Source organism: Croceicoccus sp. Ery5 (assembly GCF_020985325.1).
GTDB lineage: Bacteria > Pseudomonadota > Alphaproteobacteria > Sphingomonadales > Sphingomonadaceae > Croceicoccus.
This window is the reverse complement of sequence record NZ_CP087587.1, coordinates 888,713-907,926: the sequence shown is the minus strand read 5'-3', so window position 1 is coordinate 907,926 and position 19,214 is coordinate 888,713. Positions and strand designations below refer to the sequence as shown.

The following is a 19,214-nucleotide window of genomic DNA, read 5'->3' as shown; positions in this document are numbered from 1 at the left end:
CGGTCGCAATGCCGGCGCGGGGCAGCGCAAAGGATCAGTCGGCAGCCGAAAGATTGACTGCGCTGGCCTTGCCGTTGCGGCCGGTTTCGATTTCGTAGTTCAGGCGCTGTTCCTTATCCAGCGTCTGCATCCCTGCGGCCTGCACGGCCGTGATATGGACGAAGCTGTCCGCCGTGCCATCGTCGGGCTGGATGAAGCCATAGCCCTTGTCGGCATTGAAGAATTTTACGGTGCCGGTCTTCGACATGATGTGTTCCTTTCAAGAACGGTGTGGTTTGCCCGACGCGAAATGCGACAGGGCGGTCGTGCGTAAAGTCGTTCAAAAAAAGGAAGTCGCCGTCTAATTTACGCCGGACTGGTCAACAGTATGGGCGGTCGTCAAATGCCGAAGTCCGTCGCTTGTTTTCGACGTCAGCAGGCGCGGGCAATAGCAGGGTTTGGCTACCGAACCTAATTCTTATTGAAACCCAGTCTATATCGGACTTGCCCGTTCTACTCGTCGGCAAAGGCGAACGGCACGCCCGACTGGCGATAATGGTCGAACCGCAATTCGCGGCCCATCGGCGGGGCGGACCGCGCGATGCATTGCGGGCGGTGGCAAAAGCGGCAGGCGATACCGATCGGCGTCGGCTCTTCCGCGTCGGGCGCATTGCCATAGACCAGCTCTGCGCTGCGGGCATCGGCACAGGCCAGCGCGACGGCGCGGGTCACGCGCTCTGCCCGAAAGCTGCCGCCGCCCGAGATCACGGTGCGCGCGACCGACAGATAGCGTTCTCCATCGGGCAGTTCGATACGCTGGACCAGCACCTCGCCCTCGCGGTCGAAAGCCTTGTGCACGTTCCACAAGGGGCAGGCCCCGCCGTGCCGCGCGAATGGAAAGCCTGCGCCGTCCAGCCGCTTCGACACATTGCCCGCGCGGTCGACGCGGATGAAGAAGAACGGCACCCCCTCTGCCCCCGGCCTTTGCAGCGTGGTCAGCCGGTGGGCGACCTGTTCATAGCTGACCTGAAACTCAAACGTCAGCGCGTCGATATCGTACCGCAGCCTCTTCGCCGCATCGAGGAACGGGCGATAGGGCATCAGCAAGGCCGCCGCCCAATAGGATTCCAGCGCGCGGCGGGCCAGCACCTTGCCGTTCCCGCCTTCGAACCGTCCCTCGGCAATCGCGGCCTCGATCTCCTCGCCCCGTTCCAGCACCGCCAGTTGCAACGCCAGCTGGAAGCGGCGCGCCTTGTGATCCAGCTGGCGCGAGAACAGCACGCGGCGGCGATGGTAATCGTACCAGCGCATGGCCCCCATCAGCACTTCGGGCGGCGCGAAGGAAACGTCGAGCTGGTGCCGGTCCCTGATCCGCGCGATCATCGAGGACACAGTGGGCAGGTCCTGCGCCGCGAGCGATGCGCTGTCGTCGAGCGCGGGAAAGCAATTGCGCCGCGCGGCGAGGAAATTGCGCGCCTCTGCAACCGGATCGGGCGCGGTCGGCCCGGCTTCGCCCCCCGCACCGTCCTCGCGCCGCGCGGCCAGCGCCAGTTGCTCCTCGCCATAGGCGGTGTGAAGGCGCAGCAGTGCCTCGGCAAACGAAGGGAAGCTGGTGGCGATATCGGCCACGTCGAGCGTGGGCAGGTCGATATCGGCAAAGATCGGATCGCGCAGTACGGCCTGCAGGCGGGTCACCGTCTCTTCGCTGTCGTCGCTGGCCAGATCGGCGATATCGATGCGATAGGTGGTCGCGATTTTAAGCAGCAGATCGGCGGTCACGGGGCGCTGGTTACGCTCCATCAGCGCGATATAGCTGGGCGAGACATCCAGATCGCCCGCCATATTGGCCTGCGTCAGCCCCAGTTCGCGGCGCATGCGTTTCAGCCTTGGCCCCAGATAGATTGCTTTGCGCGCCATGGCTGCACACCCGCTATGAATGACTTTACAACTATACAATCAAATCTTGTAAAGTTTGACAAGAGCACACCGCACGCAATTTCCGAAAAGCATTTTGCACTGCACAAGACCGGTCATGCCCCGCATCCGGCAAAGGAGAGGCAGGGGCGAACGAATCACTTTTGCAACGAAGGCCGATCACCAATGACTTACGCAGCAGAAATCCAGCGCCAGCGCGGCACCATCGCCAGCCTCGGCCAGAAATGGGCCGCCATCGAACCCGAAATGGCCGCCCGCATGGCCGTGCAGAACCGTTTCCGCACCGGGCTCGACATCGCGCGCTATACCGCAAAGATCATGCGTGAGGACATGGCCGCCTATGACGCGGACCCCGCCAATTACACCCAGTCGCTGGGGTGCTGGCACGGGTTCATCGGGCAGCAGAAGATGATCGCGATCAAGAAGCATTTCGGCACCACCAAGGGCAAGTATCTGTACCTGTCCGGCTGGATGGTCGCCGCGCTGCGCAGCGAGTTCGGCCCCCTGCCCGACCAGTCGATGCATGAAAAGACCAGCGTTCCCGCCCTGATCGAGGAGCTGTACACCTTCCTGCGACAGGCCGATGCGCGCGAACTGGGCATGATGTTCCGCGAGCTGGACGATGCCAAGGCTGCGGGCGACGTGATCAACACGCACCGCCTGCTTCGCGAGATCGACGACCACCAGACGCATGTCGTGCCGATCATCGCCGATATCGACGCCGGTTTCGGCAATGCCGAAGCAACCTATCTGCTTGCCAAGAAGATGATCGAGGCCGGTGCCTGCGCGCTGCAGATCGAGAACCAGGTTTCGGACGAAAAGCAGTGCGGCCACCAGGACGGCAAGGTCACCGTTCCGCACGAGGACTTCCTGCAGAAGATCCGCGCGATCCGTTACGCATTCCTCGAACTCGGCGTGGAAGACGGCATCATCGTCGCCCGCACCGACTCGCTGGGCGCGGGGCTGACCAAGCAGATCGCATTCAGCAAGGAACCCGGCGATCTGGGCGACCAGTACAACGCCTTCCTCGATTGCGACGAAGTCGATCCGGCGAACATCACCAATGGTCAGGTGTTCATCAGCCGCAACGGCAAGCTCATGGCGCCCAAGCGTCTGCCGTCGAACCTTTACCAGTTCCGTTCGGGTACCGGTGAGGACCGCTGCGTGCTCGACTGCATCACCGCGCTGGAAAACGGGGCGGACCTGTTGTGGATCGAAACAGAGAAGCCCCACGTCGCGCAGATCGGCGGCATGGTGAACCGCATCCGCGAGGTGATCCCGAACGCGAAGTTGGTCTATAACAACTCGCCCAGCTTCAACTGGACGCTGAACTTCCGCCAGCAGGTGTTCGACGCGTGGAAGGCCGAGGGCCGCGACATGTCTGCCTATGACCGGGCAAAGCTGATGAGCGTGGATTACGACGGCACCGATCTGGCCGCCGAAGCCGACGAGCGCATCCGCACCTTCCAGAAGGACGCGGCACGCGAGGCGGGGATTTTCCACCACCTCATCACCCTGCCGACCTATCACACGGCGGCATTGTCGACCGACAATCTTGCCAGGGAATATTTCGGCGAGGCAGGCATGCTGGGCTATGTCGCAGGGGTCCAGCGCAAGGAAATCCGCGAAGGCATCGCCTGCGTGAAGCACCAGAACATGGCCGGTTCCGACATCGGCGACGACCACAAGGAAGCCTTTGCCGGCGAAGCGGCCCTGAAGGCCGGCGGCAAGGACAACACGATGAATCAATTCGCGGCGTAACACCGCGCGACACCAAGAAGGAAGGAGACTAAAAATGCCCGAACCCGCACTTGCCCGTCCGGTCTTCTCGACCGAAGATTCGCGCCTGATCCGCCGCGCTGTGCAGGAATTTATCCGCAACAATCAGGATGATATCGAAACGCCCAAATTCGTGAACCTGCACCACCGGCTCGGCCGGCTTGGATAAAGCGAATTAACTGACGAAAATACATGGAAAGACCCGCCCCTCGAAGCCAGCGCGCTTCGGGGGCGCGGTACAGGAAGGACGAGTTATGCTGACCGATTTGCACCACGAGAGCGAGACCCCCGGCGGGGAGGCTGGGACCGTGTCGCGTGCCGGGTTGCAAGTCGACCGGTCCCTGGCGAGCTTCGTGGAAAAAGAAGCCATGCCGGGGACCGGTATCACTCCCGACGAATTCTGGCAGGGGCTGGCGGCGCTGGTCGCGCGTTTCGAACCGCGCAACCGCGAACTGCTGGCCACCCGCGACAGCTTGCAGGCGCAGATCGACGCATGGCACCGCGCCCACGCCGGTGCCGCCACCGGCGCGCCCGAAAGCTTCCTGCGCGAGATCGGCTATCTGGCGCCCGAACCGGCACCCTTCACCATCGGCACGCAGAATGTCGATCCCGAAATCGCCAAGGTCGCGGGCGCACAGCTTGTCGTTCCCGTGCTCAACGCGCGCTTCCTGCTGAACGCGGCGAATGCGCGCTGGGGCAGCCTGTATGACGCGCTTTACGGCACCGACGCGCTGGATGGCTCGCTGCCGCAGGGCAAGGCCTATGACGAGGAGCGCGGCGCGCGCGTGATCGCATGGGCCAAGGCGTTTCTGGACGATGCGGCTCCGCTGGCCCAAGGGTCGTGGGCGGACTGGACAGGCGGCGCTCCGGCTCTGGCCGATCCGTCGCAATATATCGGCATGCGCGGCGACAATATCCTGCTGCGCCGCAATGGCCTGCATATCGAAATCGTGGTCGATCCCGCCCATTCGATCGGTCGGTCAGACCCCGCCGGTATCGCGGATATCGAGCTGGAATCGGCACTGACCACCATCGTCGATCTTGAGGATTCGGTAGCCGCCGTCGATGCATCTGACAAGACCGACGCCTATCGCAACTGGCTGGGCATTATCCGGTCGGACCTGACGGCCGAATTCAGCAAGAACGGCGAGACGATGATCCGCCGCGCCAGCCCCGACAGGACATATGCCACCCCCGCTGGCGAGCTGACCCTGCCGGGCCGCAGCCTGCTGCTGGTCCGTAATGTCGGCCATCTGATGCGCAATCCCGCGATCCGGCTTCCCGATGGCAGCGAAATCCCCGAAGGGATCATGGACGCGGCGATCACCAGCCTGATCGCCATGCACGACCTGAAAGGGTTGGGAGAGAATACCAACAGCCGCGCCGGTTCGGTCTATATCGTCAAGCCCAAGATGCACGGGCCCGACGAATGCGCGTTCACCAACGAACTGTTCGACGCGGTGGAGGACATGCTGGGCCTGACGCGCCACACGATCAAGGTCGGCGTCATGGACGAGGAACGCCGCACCAGCGCGAACCTTGCCGCCTGTATCCATGCGGTGAAGGACCGCGTGTTCTTCATCAACACCGGCTTCCTCGACCGCACGGGGGATGAAATCCATACCTCGATGCTGGCAGGCCCGATGCTGCGCAAGGGCGAGATCAAGCAGGCCGGATGGATCAGGGCGTATGAGGATCGCAATGTCCAGATCGGGCTGGCCTGCGGCTTTGCCGGACGAGCCCAGATCGGCAAGGGCATGTGGGCCGCGCCCGACCGGATGCAGGCGATGCTGGCGGAAAAGACCGGACACCCGCAATCGGGGGCCAGCACGGCATGGGTGCCATCCCCCACGGCGGCGACATTGCATGCGACGCATTACCATCGCTGCGACGTCGCCGCGCGGCAGGCAGCGCGCGCGCAGGAGAGCATCGCGCCGCTGTCTGCCCTGCTGACCGTGCCGCTGGCAAATGGGGCCAACTGGTCGGAAGACGAAATCCGCGAGGAGGTCGAGAACAATTGCCAGGGCATATTGGGCTATGTCGTGCGCTGGATCGATCAGGGCGTCGGCTGCTCCAAGGTGCCCGACATTCACGACATCGGCCTGATGGAAGACCGCGCCACCTTGCGCATTTCCAGCCAGCATCTTGCCAACTGGCTGGAACATGGCGTGATCACCCGCGACACGGTGGAAGCCGCGCTGTGGCGAATGGCCGAGGTGGTCGACCGCCAGAATGCGGGCGATCCGTCCTATCGCCCGATGATCGCGCGCGGCCGCGACTGCCTGCCGATCAGGGCCTCGCGCATGCTGATCCTTGAAGGGCGCGACCAACCCAATGGCTATACCGAGCCGGTGCTGCACCGGATTCGGGCAGAAGCCAAGGAAGCCGCCCGCGAATTAGCGAGCTAATTCGCCGGAGGCGGCGACCCGGCCGGCGACAGCGCGGGCGACAATGCCCGCGCTGCCGTTCGACGTCACAGCCGCGGCTCTGCCGTGGCTGCGGCTGCTTTCGGGCGCACGGTTTCTACGCGGCAATGGCTGGAATGGGGTGGGAAGCTGACATTTTGACTTTACCAATCGACTGGGATTGGGAGGGTCTTTACAAGCTTTATAATGTCGCGGTTTCGATCCGCGTATCGCTCGTAGTCGCAGCCGAAATCCGCCAGATAATGAGTGTCAGAGGTGGCCGTGTGCCAACGAGCATAGAATGCACCGGCATCAGTTACTGAAGGGACACCTTTTGGGCAGGTGCGCTCGATGAACTCCATTGCACTCTCATCCGAGAACGGCACCGATAGTTCTCGATAAAGCTGAAGGCTTGCTAGAACCTTCGTCAACTCATCTTGATCAAGTTTGAAATGACCTGTCGCCCCGTCCGGAAATGGTTCGCTATCCCTGTAGGTCCCATTACCTTCTTCATCGATCACGATGTCGAGCGAAGACCAGCCAGAAAGCCGCATTTCGAGCCGTTCAATTTTCTCGTTGCCAGTGTCTGGCATGCAACTTGAAGCTACGAGCAATACGAAAGAAGCAAACAACGCGCGCATGTAGCTGCGTTATATCAATTCGTAAATGTCCGAAACCGGTCGTTAGCAGAAATTCCGCTCCCAGCACAAAAGCCCCGCGAAGCTGCCGTTCCAAACCCCAATCCACACCCCCAACCACCCAATCGGGCAAAAGCCCCCGCTCCTCTCTTGGGCCTCGGCCAACCAGCCGCTAATCCCGCAGCAGTGGATTCGCATATTGTCATAGGTCAGGACGCGCACGGGGCAGATGTGCGCGTCGATATAGAGGAACTGCTCGCCACGCGCCTGCTGGTGCAGGGCAATTCGGGTTCGGGCAAATCGCACCTCCTGCGCCGCCTGCTCGAAGAAAGCGCGCAGATGGTGCAGCAGATCATCATCGACCCCGAGGGCGATTTCGCCTCGCTCTCCGACCATTTCGGCCATGTGGTGATCGATGCCAGCGCCCATTCGGCGGCAGAGATCGTGGCGCTGGCCGCGCGCGTGCGCGAACATCGCGCCTCGGTCGTGCTGGGGCTGGACGGGCTGGATGTCGAATTGCAGATCCGCGCCTCGGCCCAGTTCCTGAACGCGCTGTTCGATGCCCCGCGCGAGCACTGGTTCCCTGCGCTTGTCGTGGTGGACGAGGCGCAGATGTTCGCGCCATCGGCCAGCGGCGAAATGGCCGAGGATACGCGCCGCCTGTCGCTGGGCGCGATGACCAATCTGATGTGCCGCGGGCGCAAGCGGGGCCTTGCCGGCATTGTCGCCACGCAGCGGCTCGCCAAGCTGGCCAAGAATGTCGCGGCAGAGGCGTCGAACTTCCTGATGGGGCGCACTTTCCTCGACATCGATATGCAGCGCGCCGCCGATCTTCTGGGGATGGAGCGTAAGCAGGCCGAACAGATCCGCGATCTGGAGCGCGGGCGCTTTCTGGGGCTGGGCCCTGCGATCACGCGGCGGCCCGTCGCCATCAAGATCGGGCCGGTAAAATCGGGTTCGCGCGTCAACGCCAGCGCGCTTGTGCCGCTGCCCAGCGCCCCGCCAGAGGAAATGGAAGCGCTGCTGCACAAGGAACTGGACAAGGTCGTCCCGCCGCCCCCTCCCCCGCCGCCGCCGCGTCAGGATCCGGAGGAACTGGCCCGCCGCATGGAGCCTGCCGCACAGGCACGTGCCCCCTCTGGCGGACCTGCCGCGCCTGCCGTGACTTCGGCGGAGAGCGAGGCGATGCTGGACGAAATCCTGGCCGAAATGGCGGGCGATACCAATATCACCTTCCAGCCCGCCGCCAGCCAGTTCCAGAGCTTTATGATGGCCTGCCGCCGCAGGGGCGCGACCGCCGCGCTGCTCGACATGGCGGCATTCCGGCGCCGTTTCGCCATTGCGGTGGCGGGGCTGGACCATCTGGACGACGACATGCGCGAACGGGTGCTGGGCCTTGGCGCCATGGTCGATGACGATCTGCTCGCCCCGTTCCTGCTGATCGCCCGATCGGCGGCGCAGGGCATGGAATCGCCCGACGAGGATGAATTGTCGCGCGCCTATGGCACCAGCTCGCCGGGGCGCATCCGGCGGTTGCTGGAACATCTGGAACGCAAGGGCCTGATCGTCACGCGCGAGGATTACGGCGGCGGGCGCACGATCAATGTGCCGGGCTTAGAGTTGGCCTAGGCTTCTTCGACCCAGCCGCTGCGCAGCTTCGGCCCCGCCAGCAGCATCAGCAGCCCTGCCAGCAGGTAAAGCGTCAGCCCCAGCAACATCGAATAGCGCAAAGCCTCGTCACCATAGACAGGCGTCAGCAGCGTGGACACCTGCCCCAGCGCATAAATGCCTCCGCCAAGACCGATCAGATTATTGATCAGCAGGAACAGCGCCGATGCCGTCGCGCGTGCGGGCGGGGGAACAAGATGCTGGACAGCCGACAACACCGGCCCCAGCCATACATAGACCAGCGCCTGCGGCAGGATGAACAGCGCAAAGGCCAGCATCACGCTGCCGCTCATGATACCAAGCGCGAACAAAGGCGCGCCGATCAGGAATGCCGCGCCGGGAACCCACGCGAACCATTCACGGTCGCGCCCGCCCAGCCGGTCGCCGATCCAGCCGCCCAGCAGCATGCCCGCCACCCCGCCGATCAGCAGGACAAGGCCAAAGAACCACGCAGCCTCTACCAGCGTCAGTCCAAAGCTGCGCTGCAACAGGCTGGGCAGCCAGAATGCAAGGCCATAGCCGCACATCGAACTCGACGCAGCGCCAAAGGACAGGAACCAGAACGCGGGCTTTTTCGCCAGCATGCGCGCGGTTTCGGACAGGCGGGGCTTGTCGATCACCGGCTCGCCCGCTGCCACCTGCGGACGATTGTCGCGCACCAGCAGGCGGAAGACGGGTGCGATCAATATGCCAAGAATGCCGACTGCCAGAAACGCCATGCGCCAGTCGACCCGCGCGGCGATATAGCCGCCCGCCAGCACGCCCGCCGCCGAACCCAGCGGAATGCCCAGCGAATAGATCGACAGCGCAAACGCCCGCCGGTTCGACGGGAAATAGTCCCCGATCAGCGCATAGCTGGGCGCAACGCCCCCCGCCTCGCCAATGCCGACCCCCAGCCGCGCAAGAAAGATGTGCCAGAACCCCTGCGCCGCGGCGCATGCGGCGGTAAACCCGCTCCACAACACCAGCGATACGGTAATCACCCCACTGCGGCTGGTGCGGTCGGCCAATGCCGCCAGCGGCACGGCAAGGGTGGAATAGAGGATCGCAAAGGCCAGCCCGCCCAGAACGCCCATTTCGGCATCGCTGAGATCCAGATCGGCCTGGATCGGGGCGGCAAGGATCGACAGGATCTGCCGGTCGACGAAATTGAAGATATAGACGACCAGCAGCATCGCCAACACCACATTGGGGCGCGATTGCCGGGGATTGGCTGCGGCGTCGGTCATACCGGATAATGCTCCGTCAGGAATGTTTCGATCGCTTTGCGCGCCGCAGGCTCGTTCAGCAATGGGGTATGGCCGCGAAGGGGCACGTCGACCGATGCAAAGGGGCCTTCGTGCGTGCATTCCATTTCCGCGACCGTGGCGGCGGACAGCAGACCGCTCATCACCCCGCGCACGACCAGAACGGGCAGCCCGTCCATGGCCCGCCATACGGGCCACAGATCGACCTCGCCATTGCCGGATTCGTTCTCGGCCTCGATCGGAACGGCGATGGCGGGATCATAGTCATAGGCAACGCCTTCCGCCGTTTCGCGGCAGGTGCGACGGGCGAATTCCATCCAGTCGGTATCGGTGAAATCGGGAAAGACCGGTCCGTTCACCGCGCGGCATCCCGCCGCCGCCTCGTCCCAATTGGCAAAGACGGTCGATTTGCCGACATAGCCGGCGATGCGGGCCAGCGCGTCGGGTTCCAGATGCGCGCCCACATCGTTCATGATCACCGGCCCCACGCGCGGCGGCAGATCGCGTGAGCGTCCGCGATCCATCGCCGCCATGGCCATTGCGATCAGCCCGCCCATCGACGTGCCGATCAGCCCCGCGCTGTCGATGCCCAGATCGTCCATCAGCGCGAACATATCCTCGGCATAGACGGCGGGGTTGTAATGCGCCGGTTCGGGATCGCGGTCCGACAGGCCGCGACCGCGCACATCGGGGACGACCAGCCGGTATCTGCCACCCAGCCAGTCGATCAGCGGTTCGAAATCGGCGCTGTTGCGGGTGAGCGCATGGATCAGCAGCAGCGGCCGGGCGGCGCTGTCCGTCCCGGGATAATCCCGGGCGAACAGGTCCAGCCGCCCGTCCGCACTGCGGAAGCGGTGGGATCGGTAATCCGTCATGACAATCCGGTCCGCGTGCGGATCAGAAACGGATTTCGCCGGTCACGAACACGCGGCGCGGGTCGCCATAGAAACCGGTCAGCGTCCCTTCCTGCCCCAGCGTGGGCGCCCCATTCGCGCCGATGAAATTATAGCCCGACACGATATAGCGCTTGTCGAACAGGTTCTTGCCGTGGACCCCGATCGAGAAGCGGTCGGAATCGTCGGTATAGACCACGCTGGCGTTGACCAGCGTAAAGCCGTCCTGATCCAGATAGGGATTGGGCACTTCGAACTGGCTGGCATCGCTGCGCATCGAGACCGAGCCGATGAAATCGACGATGCCGCTTGCCACCGGCAGGCCAAGGTCGAAACCGGCGTTGACGGTGAATTCGGGCGTGTTCTGGAACACGCGCTCGTCCGCCACGTCATTGCCGAATGCGTCGATGTATTCGTTGAACTTCGCATCCAGATAGCCCAGCGCGAAATTCACGTTGAACCGGCTGCCCATCCCCGCGAAATCTCGACCCATCAGGGCGTTCATCTCGAACTCCACGCCGTTGACGTCGGCGTCGGCGGCGTTCGATGTGATGCCGATGAACGTCTCGTTCACACCGTCGCCGTCGGAATCGACACCGGCCGAACCCGGGATCTGCACATCCTTGTACTGCGACATGAAACCGGCAAGGCTGATGTTCAGGCGGCGGTCGAGCAGCGAAGCCTTCCACCCCAGTTCAAAGCTGTCGACCGTTTCGGGGTCGAACTGCATGAAGTCATAGACTTCGTCATACGAAACCGTGCCGTCGCCATCGAAATCGGGGGCGCTGCTGGTCTGGCCGCGCGGGTCGAAACCGCCGCCCTTGAAGCCCTTGGAATAGGTGAAATAGAAGTTGTGATCGGGCGTCGGCATAAAGCTGATCGACGCGCGCGGCGTGAATTCCTTGAACGTCGCGCTATCGTCGAAGTCCGAGGTAACGGCGATCGGGATGGACCCTTCGGCGAACAAATCGGAATAGCCGCCGATGAATGTAGTGCGCAGCACCCGCGACGAACGCTTGTCATAGGTGTAGCGGCCGCCGACCGACAGGCTGAGCTGGTCGGTAAGGTCATAGGTGAAATCGCCGAACACCGACCATGTCTTGGTGTTCACATCGCCCAGCGTCTGCGCGGTCAGGCCCGGCAGGCTGATCAGATCGCCCGTGGTCCAGATGCCCACGTCGAACGCGGTATAGGCATTGGCGTCAAGGTAATAGGCGCCCAGCACACCCGAAAGCCGGTCGCCTTCGTACAGCAATTGCAGTTCCTGGCTGAACTGGTCGTTCTTGTAGATCGCGGGCACGTCGACATCGACCGCGGGCAGCGAATCGAAGTCGATGGGCGAGGTCGATTCATCCTTGCGATAGCCGGTGATCGACTTCAGCGTGATCGTGTCGGACAGTTCGAGCGCCATGTTGAGCGCACCGCCATAGGCCTCCACTTCCTGATCCACGACATCCAGACCAGCGCGCGTGTCATAGGGATCGTCCAGAACCGGCGCGCCGCTGACCATGCCCTCGATCAGGCGGTGGCCCTGACGGGCGGCGGAATCGTCCTTGACGTAATCGCCCGACAGGCGTGCGAAAAACGCGCCGCTCTCAAACTCGATGGTGCCGCGCGCGGCCCATACGTCCTTGTTATAATTCTCCACCCCGTCCTGATAGAGATTGTCGCCGAACCCGCCGCGCGACAGGCGCGCGCCGCTGGCGCCGATCTTCAGATTATCGCCGATGGGCGTGGAGGCGGTGACGATCAGATCGGCCTGGTTATAGGAGCCATAGGTGCCGCGAACCTTCACCTCGGTCTCGTCCGGCAGCCGCGCGGTGACATATTTGATCGCGCCGCCGATCGTGTTGCGGCCGTAAAGCGTGCCCTGCGGACCGCGCAGAACCTCGATCCGTTCGACATCGTAAACGTCCAGAACGGCAGCCTGCGGGCGGTTCAGATAGACATCGTCGACATACAGACCGACGCCCGCCTCGAAACCGGCGACGGGGTCCTGCTGGCCCACGCCGCGGATAAAGGCAGTCAGCGTGGTATTGGTGCCGCGCGATACTTCCAGCGTCAGGTTCGGGACCTGCTCGCCGATTTCCTCGATCGTCTGCGTGCCCTGCTTGGCCATGGCGTCGCCGCTGATCGCGGTGACGGAAATCGGAACGTCGATCAGCCGCTCTTCGCGGCGGCGGGCGGTGACGACGATGGCATCGCCGTAATCGACGTCATCGGTAATCTCGGTTTCGGCAACGGCATCGGCAGCGTCCTGCGCAAGGGCGGACGGCGCGGCGATGGCGGTGGAAATGGCAAAAACACACGCGGTCGTATGCCGCAGACGGGCCTTCAGCATCCAATATTCTCCCATTTGGAACCTTTGTTATGAGGGGTTGAATATTGAAACCCGAACCACCTTTCAACTTTAAAATTTTGCCAAGCGCGATTTTGCGGTTTAGCGAGTGTCCTTATGACCACAGATCGCCCCGCCATCGCCCTTGCCGGCGGCAAGCAGCCGCGCACGGAACGGGGCCGCAAAAGCTTGCGCAAGTTGCTGGATGCCGCCGCGCTGGAGTTTGGGGAAAAGGGGTTCCACGATGCCTCTATCAGCGGGATCACCCGCCGCGCGGGCATGGCGCTGGGCAGTTTCTATACCTATTTCGACAGCAAGGACGCGCTGTTCCGCGCCTTGGTGAACGATCTGTCGGCCCGCGTCGGGGAAGAGGCTGGCAAGGCGCTGGCGGGCGGCCACGATGCGCTGGGGGCCGAACGCGCGGCGTTTTCCGCATTCCTCAACTTCGCGCGCGAGCATCAGGAAATCTATCGCATCATCGACGAGGCTGAATTCGTCGATCCCGACAGCTTCCGCGCCCATTACGAATCGGCAGCGCAGCGCATTCACGAACGTTTGCAACGCGGCGTGGCATCGGGCGAATTCCGCCCCGATCTGGACGAGGCTTGCGCATGGGCGATCATGGGCATGAACGTGTTCCTCGGCCTGAAATACGCGGTCTGGTCCGATGGTCGCGCAACCGACGATATTGCCGGCATCGCCAGCGCCTTGCTGGAAAAAGGCATCGTAAAGCGTTGAAAAACCGTACCGCCGCGTAACGAAATCGCATCATTCAGCCGCGATGCAGGATCGGCCTGACAGCTTTCGGGCCGGCTTTGGCGCGCATAATCCGTTGGGGGACGATCAATGAAGCATTTCAGACTGGCACTGGCACTGACTTTGGGCACGGGCTGCACGGCGATGGCGGCCTTTGCGCAGGATGCCAGCGACCCCACCGGTAAAAGCCAGCAGGGCGACGTTTCGGTCACGATCTATAACGGCGATACCGCTCTGGTGCAGGATGTGCGCGATCTGTCGTTTCCGCGCGGGCGGACGCGGATCGAATTTCCCGACGTGTCCAGCCGCATTCGGCCCGAGACATTGAGTTTTGCCGCCGACAATACGGGCATTGTCGAACAGAATTTCGATTTCGACCTGCTGACCCCGTCGAAGCTGATGGAAAAGGCGGTGGGCGAAACGATCACGCTGGTCCGCACCAATCCCGCCACGGGCGCCGAAACGCGCGAACGGGCCAAGGTCCTGTCGGTTGCGGGCGGCGTGGTGGTGCAGATCGGCGACCGGATCGAGGTGCTGCGCGACGACGGCCTGCCGGTGCGCGCGGTGTTCGATCGCGTGCCCGACGGGCTGCGCGCCCGCCCCACCCTGTCGGTCACCGTCGATTCGGGCACGGCGGGGCGGCGGCCAGCCTCTATCCGCTATCTGACGACGGGACTGGGCTGGAACGCCGACTACGTGTCGCTGTATGACGAGGCTTCGGGCACGCTGGACATGCAGGGCTGGGTCACGCTGACCAATAATACCGGCACGACATTCGAAAACGCGAAAACCGTGCTGGTGGCCGGCGATCCGTCGGCCGGGCGCAGCAATTACAGGCCTCAGCCGCCGCGCAATCAGGTCCGGAGCATCGGCACCGAAAGCGCGGATCGCGAGCGTCTGGCGGATTATTATCTCTATCCGCTCGACGCGCGGACCACCATCGCCAATGCGCAGACCAAGCAGGTCAGTTTCATGGACGTGCAGGGCGTGCCCGCGCGCAAGATCTATGCCCGCACATTGAACTGGATGCAGAACGACAGCGATCCGGTGCAGGTGGAAAGCCGCCTCGCCTTCTCCTCGTCGCGCGAGGGCGGATTGGGCGATGCGTTGCCTGCTGGCACTGTGCGGTTTTACCAGCGCGATGGGCAGGGCACCCCGCAATTCATCGGCGAGGACGCCATCGGCCATACGCCCATGGGCAGCGAGATGAGCCTGAAGCTGGGCGATGCGTTCGACATTTCGGTACAGGCCAGCGTCACCGCGCGGGCGAAGATCGATTCCGAGGAATATGTCCGTTCGGCCCGATACCGCGTGATCGAGGATGACCGTGTCCGCCAGATTACCGTCGAGCGCGCGCAGACATTCTATCGCACCACCATGCAATATCGCGTGACCAATGCGAAAGCGCAGCCGGTGACCGTCGATGTCGCACAGGCGGGGCTGGATCGTGGATGGTGGAGCAACGACTTTCGCGTCGTCAGCGAAAGCATCAAGGGCGAACAGATCAATCTGGACAAGCGGCAATGGGCCGTGCCCGTTCCCGCCAATGGCGAAACCGTGCTGACCGTGGTTTACGAGACGCGATACTAGGGGGCAGCGCAATGCGGCGCTTCGCTTTCCTGATCTGCGCGCTGGCGGCGACGGGTGCTGCGGCGCAAGAGCCGCCCGCGCGGCTGGCCGTCGACGCCTCTGCCCCGTCTGACATCGCGGTTACCATCTATCGCGACGAGAGCCGTGGCGGCGATCCCATCGACGTGCGCTGGGTGGGCGGCTTTGCCATGATTTCAGAGGTGCGACAGGTCACCCTGCCGCCCGGCCATTCGCGCATCCGCTTTACCGGCGTGGCCGAAAGCATGGTGGCGGTCAGCGCCATCGTAACCGGCCTGCCCGGCGGGACCATCGAAAAGAACCGCAACGCCGATCTGCTGTCCCCCGCCGCTTTGGTCGACGGCACCTTGGGCAACCGCGTCACCATCACCCGCACCAATCCCGCGACCGGAGCCGAAATCAGCGAAAGCGCGGTGATCCGCACGCGCGCCGATGGCGGGCTGGTCCTGCAAACGCGCGAGGGGTATGAGGCAGTGCGTTGTTCTGGCCTGCCCGAAGGCCTCAGCTTTGACCGCGTGCCGGAGGGGCTGTCGTCCGACCCCGTGTTCAGCGTCGATACGTACAGCGCGGGGGGCGGGACCCATACGGTCACGCTGACCTATCTGGCGACGGGGTTCGACTGGCAGGCGAATTACGTCGCCACTTTTGCAGAGGCCAGCCGCGAGAAGGATCGCACGCTGGAACTGATGGCGTGGCTGACCGTGGCGAACGGCAACGGGCAAAGCTTTCCCGATGCCGAACTGATGACCGTCGCGGGCCGGATCAATGTCACCAGCGATTACGAGGATCTTTCCGATCCGCCCGTTGCCCGCCCCTTGCGGCTGAGTTGCTATCCCATCGGCAGCACATCGCGCGGCACCTATCCGCCGCCGCCTGCACCCCCGCCGCCGCCAGCGCCCGCCCCTGCGATGATGGCGGACCAGATCGTCGTGACCGGCAGCCGTTTACGGAAGGCCGAGATGGAATCGGCCATGGCCGTGACAGAGGTCGAGGCGGGCGAGGAAGCGCTGGGCGATCTGAAGCTCTATCGCGTGCCGGTAGCGGTCGACGTGGCCGCGCAGTCGCAGAAACAGGTGAAATTCCTGACCCTCGACGCGGTCAAGGGCGAATTGATGCACACGGGGCGCTGCGTGGCGGAAATGGAAGAGGCGCTCGCCGGTATCGAATTGCGCAGCCGCAATCTGGAATCGCAGGGTCTGGGCCGGTCGCTGCCGCAAGGCCGGATCGCCGTGTTCGAGCCCAGCGCCCATGGCCCCCTGCTGGTGGCCGAGGACGATATGCGCGACCGCGCCGTCGGCGAGGATGTGGAGATCGCTCTCTCTCCCCACAGCGCGGTGATCTATGCCTGCCGCCCGCGCGGCGCATCCTCTGCCAGCAACCGCGATACCGCGCTGGAGGCATGGCGCAATGCCGTCGCCAAGGGAAAATGGGCCGCGATGGAAGCCGATGTCACCAATCCGACGAGCGAGCCATTGCGCTTCGAACTGGCGCTTGGCCCGGCAAATGCGATCGCCCTACGCCGCGCCTCGCAAAAAATCGCGACCTATCGCGGGCAACAGGTGCTGCGCATCGACGTGCCCGCAGGTGCGACGCGGCGGATCACATGGCAGATGCGCGATCCGAACGCGTCAGAAAACCCTTAGCCAATATTGCATCGCCTTGGGCGTCTCCGCCGCCTCGCCATGGTCTTTCCATGCAAGCCGGGTCACCAGACCCCCCACCGGCGTATAGCCCCGCCCCGTCCAGAACCGGTCATGCGGGTGGTATCTGGCAGGGCGCAGCGGATGATCGTCGGGCCTGACGACCGATGCGAAACACGCCGATGACGCGCCCCATGCCTGCGCCTGCGCTTCCCTTGCGTCAAAGAACGCATGGCCGATCCCCTGCCCGCGATATTCGGGCAGCAACACGCTCTCTCCGAAATAGAACAGGCTTGCCGTATCGATTCCGCGCGCATCGAACGGTGCGCGGAATTCGGGCTTTTGCGATGCCATGGGCGATGCCGTTGCCGCGCCGACAATGCGCCCTGCATCTTTTGCGGCGATCAGTACGCTGTCGGGCTCTGCCATGAATTCGCGGACATATGCCCGTTCGTATTCCGCGCTGCCGTCATAGAGATAGGGGTATTCGGCAAACACCGCGATGCGCAGCGCCGCCAGCGCATCGACCGCATCGTGCAGTGCCGCGCCCGTCAGCACATCGATCGTTACAGCCACATTGAAATCCCTTTAAAGTGAACCGCACCGGTTCTTTTATTTTCCTACTTCCCGCCGATTCGGCACAGCACCCACTGGCCTGCCACAGCAACGGGAAAATGCCATGCCCCTTATTGAATCGCTTATCGGTCCGATCTCAAAGATCATCGACCGCGTCATCCCAGACAAGGAAGCGCGTGAACGCGCCAAGCTGGAACTGCTGCAACTGGAAAACAGCCAGGAACTGAAAACGATCGAGGCGCGCCTGTCCGCCATCGTGACCGAGGCGCAATCCGCCGATCCCTGGACCAGCAGGGCACGGCCCGGTTTTCTGTATGTGATGTACGCGCTGATCCTGTTCGCCATCCCCATGGGATTTATCGCCGCGTTCCGCCCCGATGCCGCCGATGCCATCGCGCGTGGGATGACGGGCTATCTCGGCGGGCTGCCCGAACCGCTCTATGCGCTCTTCGGTACCGGCTATCTGGGCTATACCGCCGCGCGCCAGTGGGGAAAGGCCAAGGGCACCGATCGCTGATCGCCTGATGGCCTGATCGCCTGATGGCCCGCTCCCCCGATCGATTTCGCTCTCTGTCCACCACGATTACCCCTTTACTTATGGGCCATCGTGGATCACAAATCATGCCATGCGAATGGTCGCGTTCAGGGAGCTGACCGTTTCCGCCCTGCTTGCGCTGACCGGCGCGGCGGGCGGATTCACCGGTCGGGAGGGGCCTTCCACACCGGATGCCGCATCGATCGACATTGCGGTATCCGGTGTGGAACGGTCCGCAGGCCGCGTCGTCGTCGCGATTTGCACGCCCGACAGCTTTACCCGCGAAACCTGCCCTTTTCGCGCATCGGCCCCGGCGACGCGCGGCACCACACAGGTCACCGTAGCCGGCGTGCCGCCGGGCACCTATGCCGCGCAGGCCTATTGGGATGCGAACGGCAATGGCAAGGCAGACCGCAATTTCGCCGGCTTGCCCACCGAACTGGTCGGATTTTCGCGCAATCACAAGGTCGGCATGTCGCGGCCACGGTTCGAAGGGTCGGCTTTTACCCATTCAGCCAAGGGTAGCGCCCTGGCGATCACGCTCCGTACGATTCCCTGAAAATATCGTATTTCCAGACAATTACAGCCCGCCATACCGCAAAAGGCGATTGTCGACCGGGTGCAAGTTTCCGCACAAACGCCCCGCCCCCTCTTGCCCTTGGCCAAGCACAAGCGCATAGGCCCGTCCCATTGTGCAACCTCAAGCGAGGCGATGGATGAGCGACGGAAAGACCGCTCCCGGCAAGACGAATTCGGGAATGAACGTTGATAGCGCGCTGGTGCGCGAACTGGCCGAGCTGCTCGGTGAAACCGGCCTGACCGAGATCGAGGTCGAAGATGGCGATCGCAAGATCCGCGTATCGCGCGCGGGCGGCGTGGCGGCCTATGCCGCGCCTGCGCCCGTGATGGCCGCGCCTGCCGCACCGGCCGCCGCCCCCGCGGCAGAGGCCGCCCCCGCCGCCGCTCCCGTCAATGGCGACGCGGTGAAAAGCCCGATGGTCGGCACCTGCTATCTGGCGCCCGAACCCGGCGCCGCCGATTTCATCAAGGTCGGACAGAGCGTGAAGGCAGGCGAAACCCTGCTGATCGTCGAAGCGATGAAGGTGATGAATGCCATCCCCGCGCCCCGTGCAGGCACGATCGCGCAAATCCTTGTCGGCAATGCGGACCCGGTCGAATTCGACCAGCCGCTTGTCGTGATCGAGTGACGGCGGGCC

At 63.5% G+C, this 19,214-nt stretch carries 17 protein-coding genes; 10 read left to right on the top strand and 7 right to left on the bottom strand.

Annotated elements, in window-relative coordinates; genetic code table 11:
* Positions 1-34 precede the first annotated feature (34 nt).
* Together LOZ74_RS04335 and LOZ74_RS04330 are read right to left on the bottom strand one after the other, a co-directional pair.
* The gene (locus LOZ74_RS04335) at positions 35-247 is read right to left on the bottom strand and encodes a cold-shock protein (protein WP_230281680.1); all 213 of its coding nucleotides are present in this window, start codon (positions 245-247) and stop codon (positions 35-37) included.
* Between the two features lie 245 nt (positions 248-492).
* Positions 493-1,896 carry a short-chain fatty acyl-CoA regulator family protein gene (locus LOZ74_RS04330; protein ID WP_230293051.1) on the bottom strand — a complete coding sequence of 468 codons (1,404 nt, stop codon included), beginning with the start codon at positions 1,894-1,896 and terminating at the stop codon, positions 493-495.
* A 183-nt stretch (positions 1,897-2,079) separates the two neighbouring features.
* Here LOZ74_RS04330 and LOZ74_RS04325 point away from each other — a divergent pair, with 183 nt between their 5' ends.
* The 3 genes from LOZ74_RS04325 (at position 2,080) to LOZ74_RS04315 (ending at position 6,101) form a co-directional block, all read left to right on the top strand.
* Positions 2,080-3,675, top strand: coding sequence for an isocitrate lyase (locus LOZ74_RS04325; protein WP_230293050.1), 1,596 nt, complete (start codon positions 2,080-2,082; stop codon positions 3,673-3,675).
* 34 nt (positions 3,676-3,709) lie between these two features.
* Complete coding sequence (locus LOZ74_RS04320; RefSeq protein ID WP_230281683.1) at positions 3,710-3,862, top strand: hypothetical protein; 153 nt, start codon at positions 3,710-3,712, stop codon at positions 3,860-3,862.
* A gap of 85 nt (positions 3,863-3,947) precedes the next feature.
* Positions 3,948-6,101, top strand: coding sequence for a malate synthase G (locus tag LOZ74_RS04315; RefSeq protein WP_230293049.1), 2,154 nt, complete (start codon positions 3,948-3,950; stop codon positions 6,099-6,101).
* Between the two features lie 161 nt (positions 6,102-6,262).
* Here the strand turns inward: LOZ74_RS04315 and LOZ74_RS04310 are convergent, their stop codons facing one another.
* The gene (locus tag LOZ74_RS04310; RefSeq protein WP_230293048.1) at positions 6,263-6,739 is read right to left on the bottom strand and encodes a hypothetical protein; all 477 of its coding nucleotides are present in this window, start codon (positions 6,737-6,739) and stop codon (positions 6,263-6,265) included.
* A gap of 183 nt (positions 6,740-6,922) precedes the next feature.
* On the opposite strand from LOZ74_RS04310, the gene LOZ74_RS04305 reads away from it, so the two are divergent.
* Entirely contained in the window at positions 6,923-8,365 is a 1,443-nt protein-coding gene (locus LOZ74_RS04305; RefSeq protein WP_230293047.1) for an ATP-binding protein, read from the top strand.
* On the opposite strand, the gene LOZ74_RS04300 is transcribed toward LOZ74_RS04305, so the two are convergent.
* Genes LOZ74_RS04300 through LOZ74_RS04290 form a run of 3 tightly spaced genes read right to left on the bottom strand, consistent with a single transcriptional unit; the run spans position 8,362 to position 12,885 of the window.
* On the bottom strand, positions 8,362-9,633 hold the full coding sequence (locus tag LOZ74_RS04300; protein WP_230293046.1) for an MFS transporter: 1,272 nt from the start codon (positions 9,631-9,633) through the stop codon (positions 8,362-8,364). The genes LOZ74_RS04305 and LOZ74_RS04300 overlap by 4 nt on opposite strands.
* Positions 9,630-10,526 (bottom strand): alpha/beta fold hydrolase, encoded by an 897-nt coding sequence (locus LOZ74_RS04295; protein ID WP_230293045.1) that lies wholly within the window; start codon positions 10,524-10,526, stop codon positions 9,630-9,632. The genes LOZ74_RS04300 and LOZ74_RS04295 overlap by 4 nt, the downstream gene beginning before the upstream one ends.
* Positions 10,527-10,548: 22 nt before the next feature.
* Positions 10,549-12,885: a TonB-dependent receptor gene (locus tag LOZ74_RS04290; protein WP_230293044.1), complete on the bottom strand. Its 2,337-nt coding sequence runs from the start codon at positions 12,883-12,885 to the stop codon at positions 10,549-10,551.
* Between the two features lie 114 nt (positions 12,886-12,999).
* Here LOZ74_RS04290 and LOZ74_RS04285 point away from each other — a divergent pair, with 114 nt between their 5' ends.
* The 3 genes from LOZ74_RS04285 to LOZ74_RS04275 all read left to right on the top strand — a co-directional run bounded on the left by LOZ74_RS04285 (position 13,000) and on the right by LOZ74_RS04275 (position 16,889).
* Positions 13,000-13,620, top strand: coding sequence for a TetR/AcrR family transcriptional regulator (locus tag LOZ74_RS04285; RefSeq protein ID WP_230281689.1), 621 nt, complete (start codon positions 13,000-13,002; stop codon positions 13,618-13,620).
* A gap of 108 nt (positions 13,621-13,728) precedes the next feature.
* Positions 13,729-15,228 (top strand): DUF4139 domain-containing protein, encoded by a 1,500-nt coding sequence (locus tag LOZ74_RS04280; protein WP_230293043.1) that lies wholly within the window; start codon positions 13,729-13,731, stop codon positions 15,226-15,228.
* Positions 15,229-15,239: 11 nt separating this feature from the next.
* Positions 15,240-16,889 (top strand): DUF4139 domain-containing protein, encoded by a 1,650-nt coding sequence (locus LOZ74_RS04275; RefSeq protein ID WP_230293042.1) that lies wholly within the window; start codon positions 15,240-15,242, stop codon positions 16,887-16,889.
* Here LOZ74_RS04275 and LOZ74_RS04270 read toward each other — a convergent pair.
* Positions 16,875-17,462 carry a GNAT family N-acetyltransferase gene (locus LOZ74_RS04270; protein WP_230293041.1) on the bottom strand — a complete coding sequence of 196 codons (588 nt, stop codon included), beginning with the start codon at positions 17,460-17,462 and terminating at the stop codon, positions 16,875-16,877. The two genes, LOZ74_RS04275 and LOZ74_RS04270, sit on opposite strands and share 15 nt — an antisense overlap.
* A gap of 103 nt (positions 17,463-17,565) precedes the next feature.
* On the opposite strand from LOZ74_RS04270, the gene LOZ74_RS04265 reads away from it, so the two are divergent.
* From LOZ74_RS04265 to accB, 3 genes are all read left to right on the top strand, one after another.
* Positions 17,566-17,979, top strand: coding sequence for a holin family protein (locus LOZ74_RS04265; RefSeq protein ID WP_230281693.1), 414 nt, complete (start codon positions 17,566-17,568; stop codon positions 17,977-17,979).
* A gap of 115 nt (positions 17,980-18,094) precedes the next feature.
* Positions 18,095-18,556, top strand: coding sequence for a DUF2141 domain-containing protein (locus tag LOZ74_RS04260; protein WP_230293040.1), 462 nt, complete (start codon positions 18,095-18,097; stop codon positions 18,554-18,556).
* Between the two features lie 157 nt (positions 18,557-18,713).
* Positions 18,714-19,205, top strand: a complete 492-nt coding sequence (gene accB, locus LOZ74_RS04255; RefSeq protein WP_370638874.1) for an acetyl-CoA carboxylase biotin carboxyl carrier protein — start codon at positions 18,714-18,716, stop codon at positions 19,203-19,205.
* Positions 19,206-19,214 lie beyond the last annotated feature (9 nt).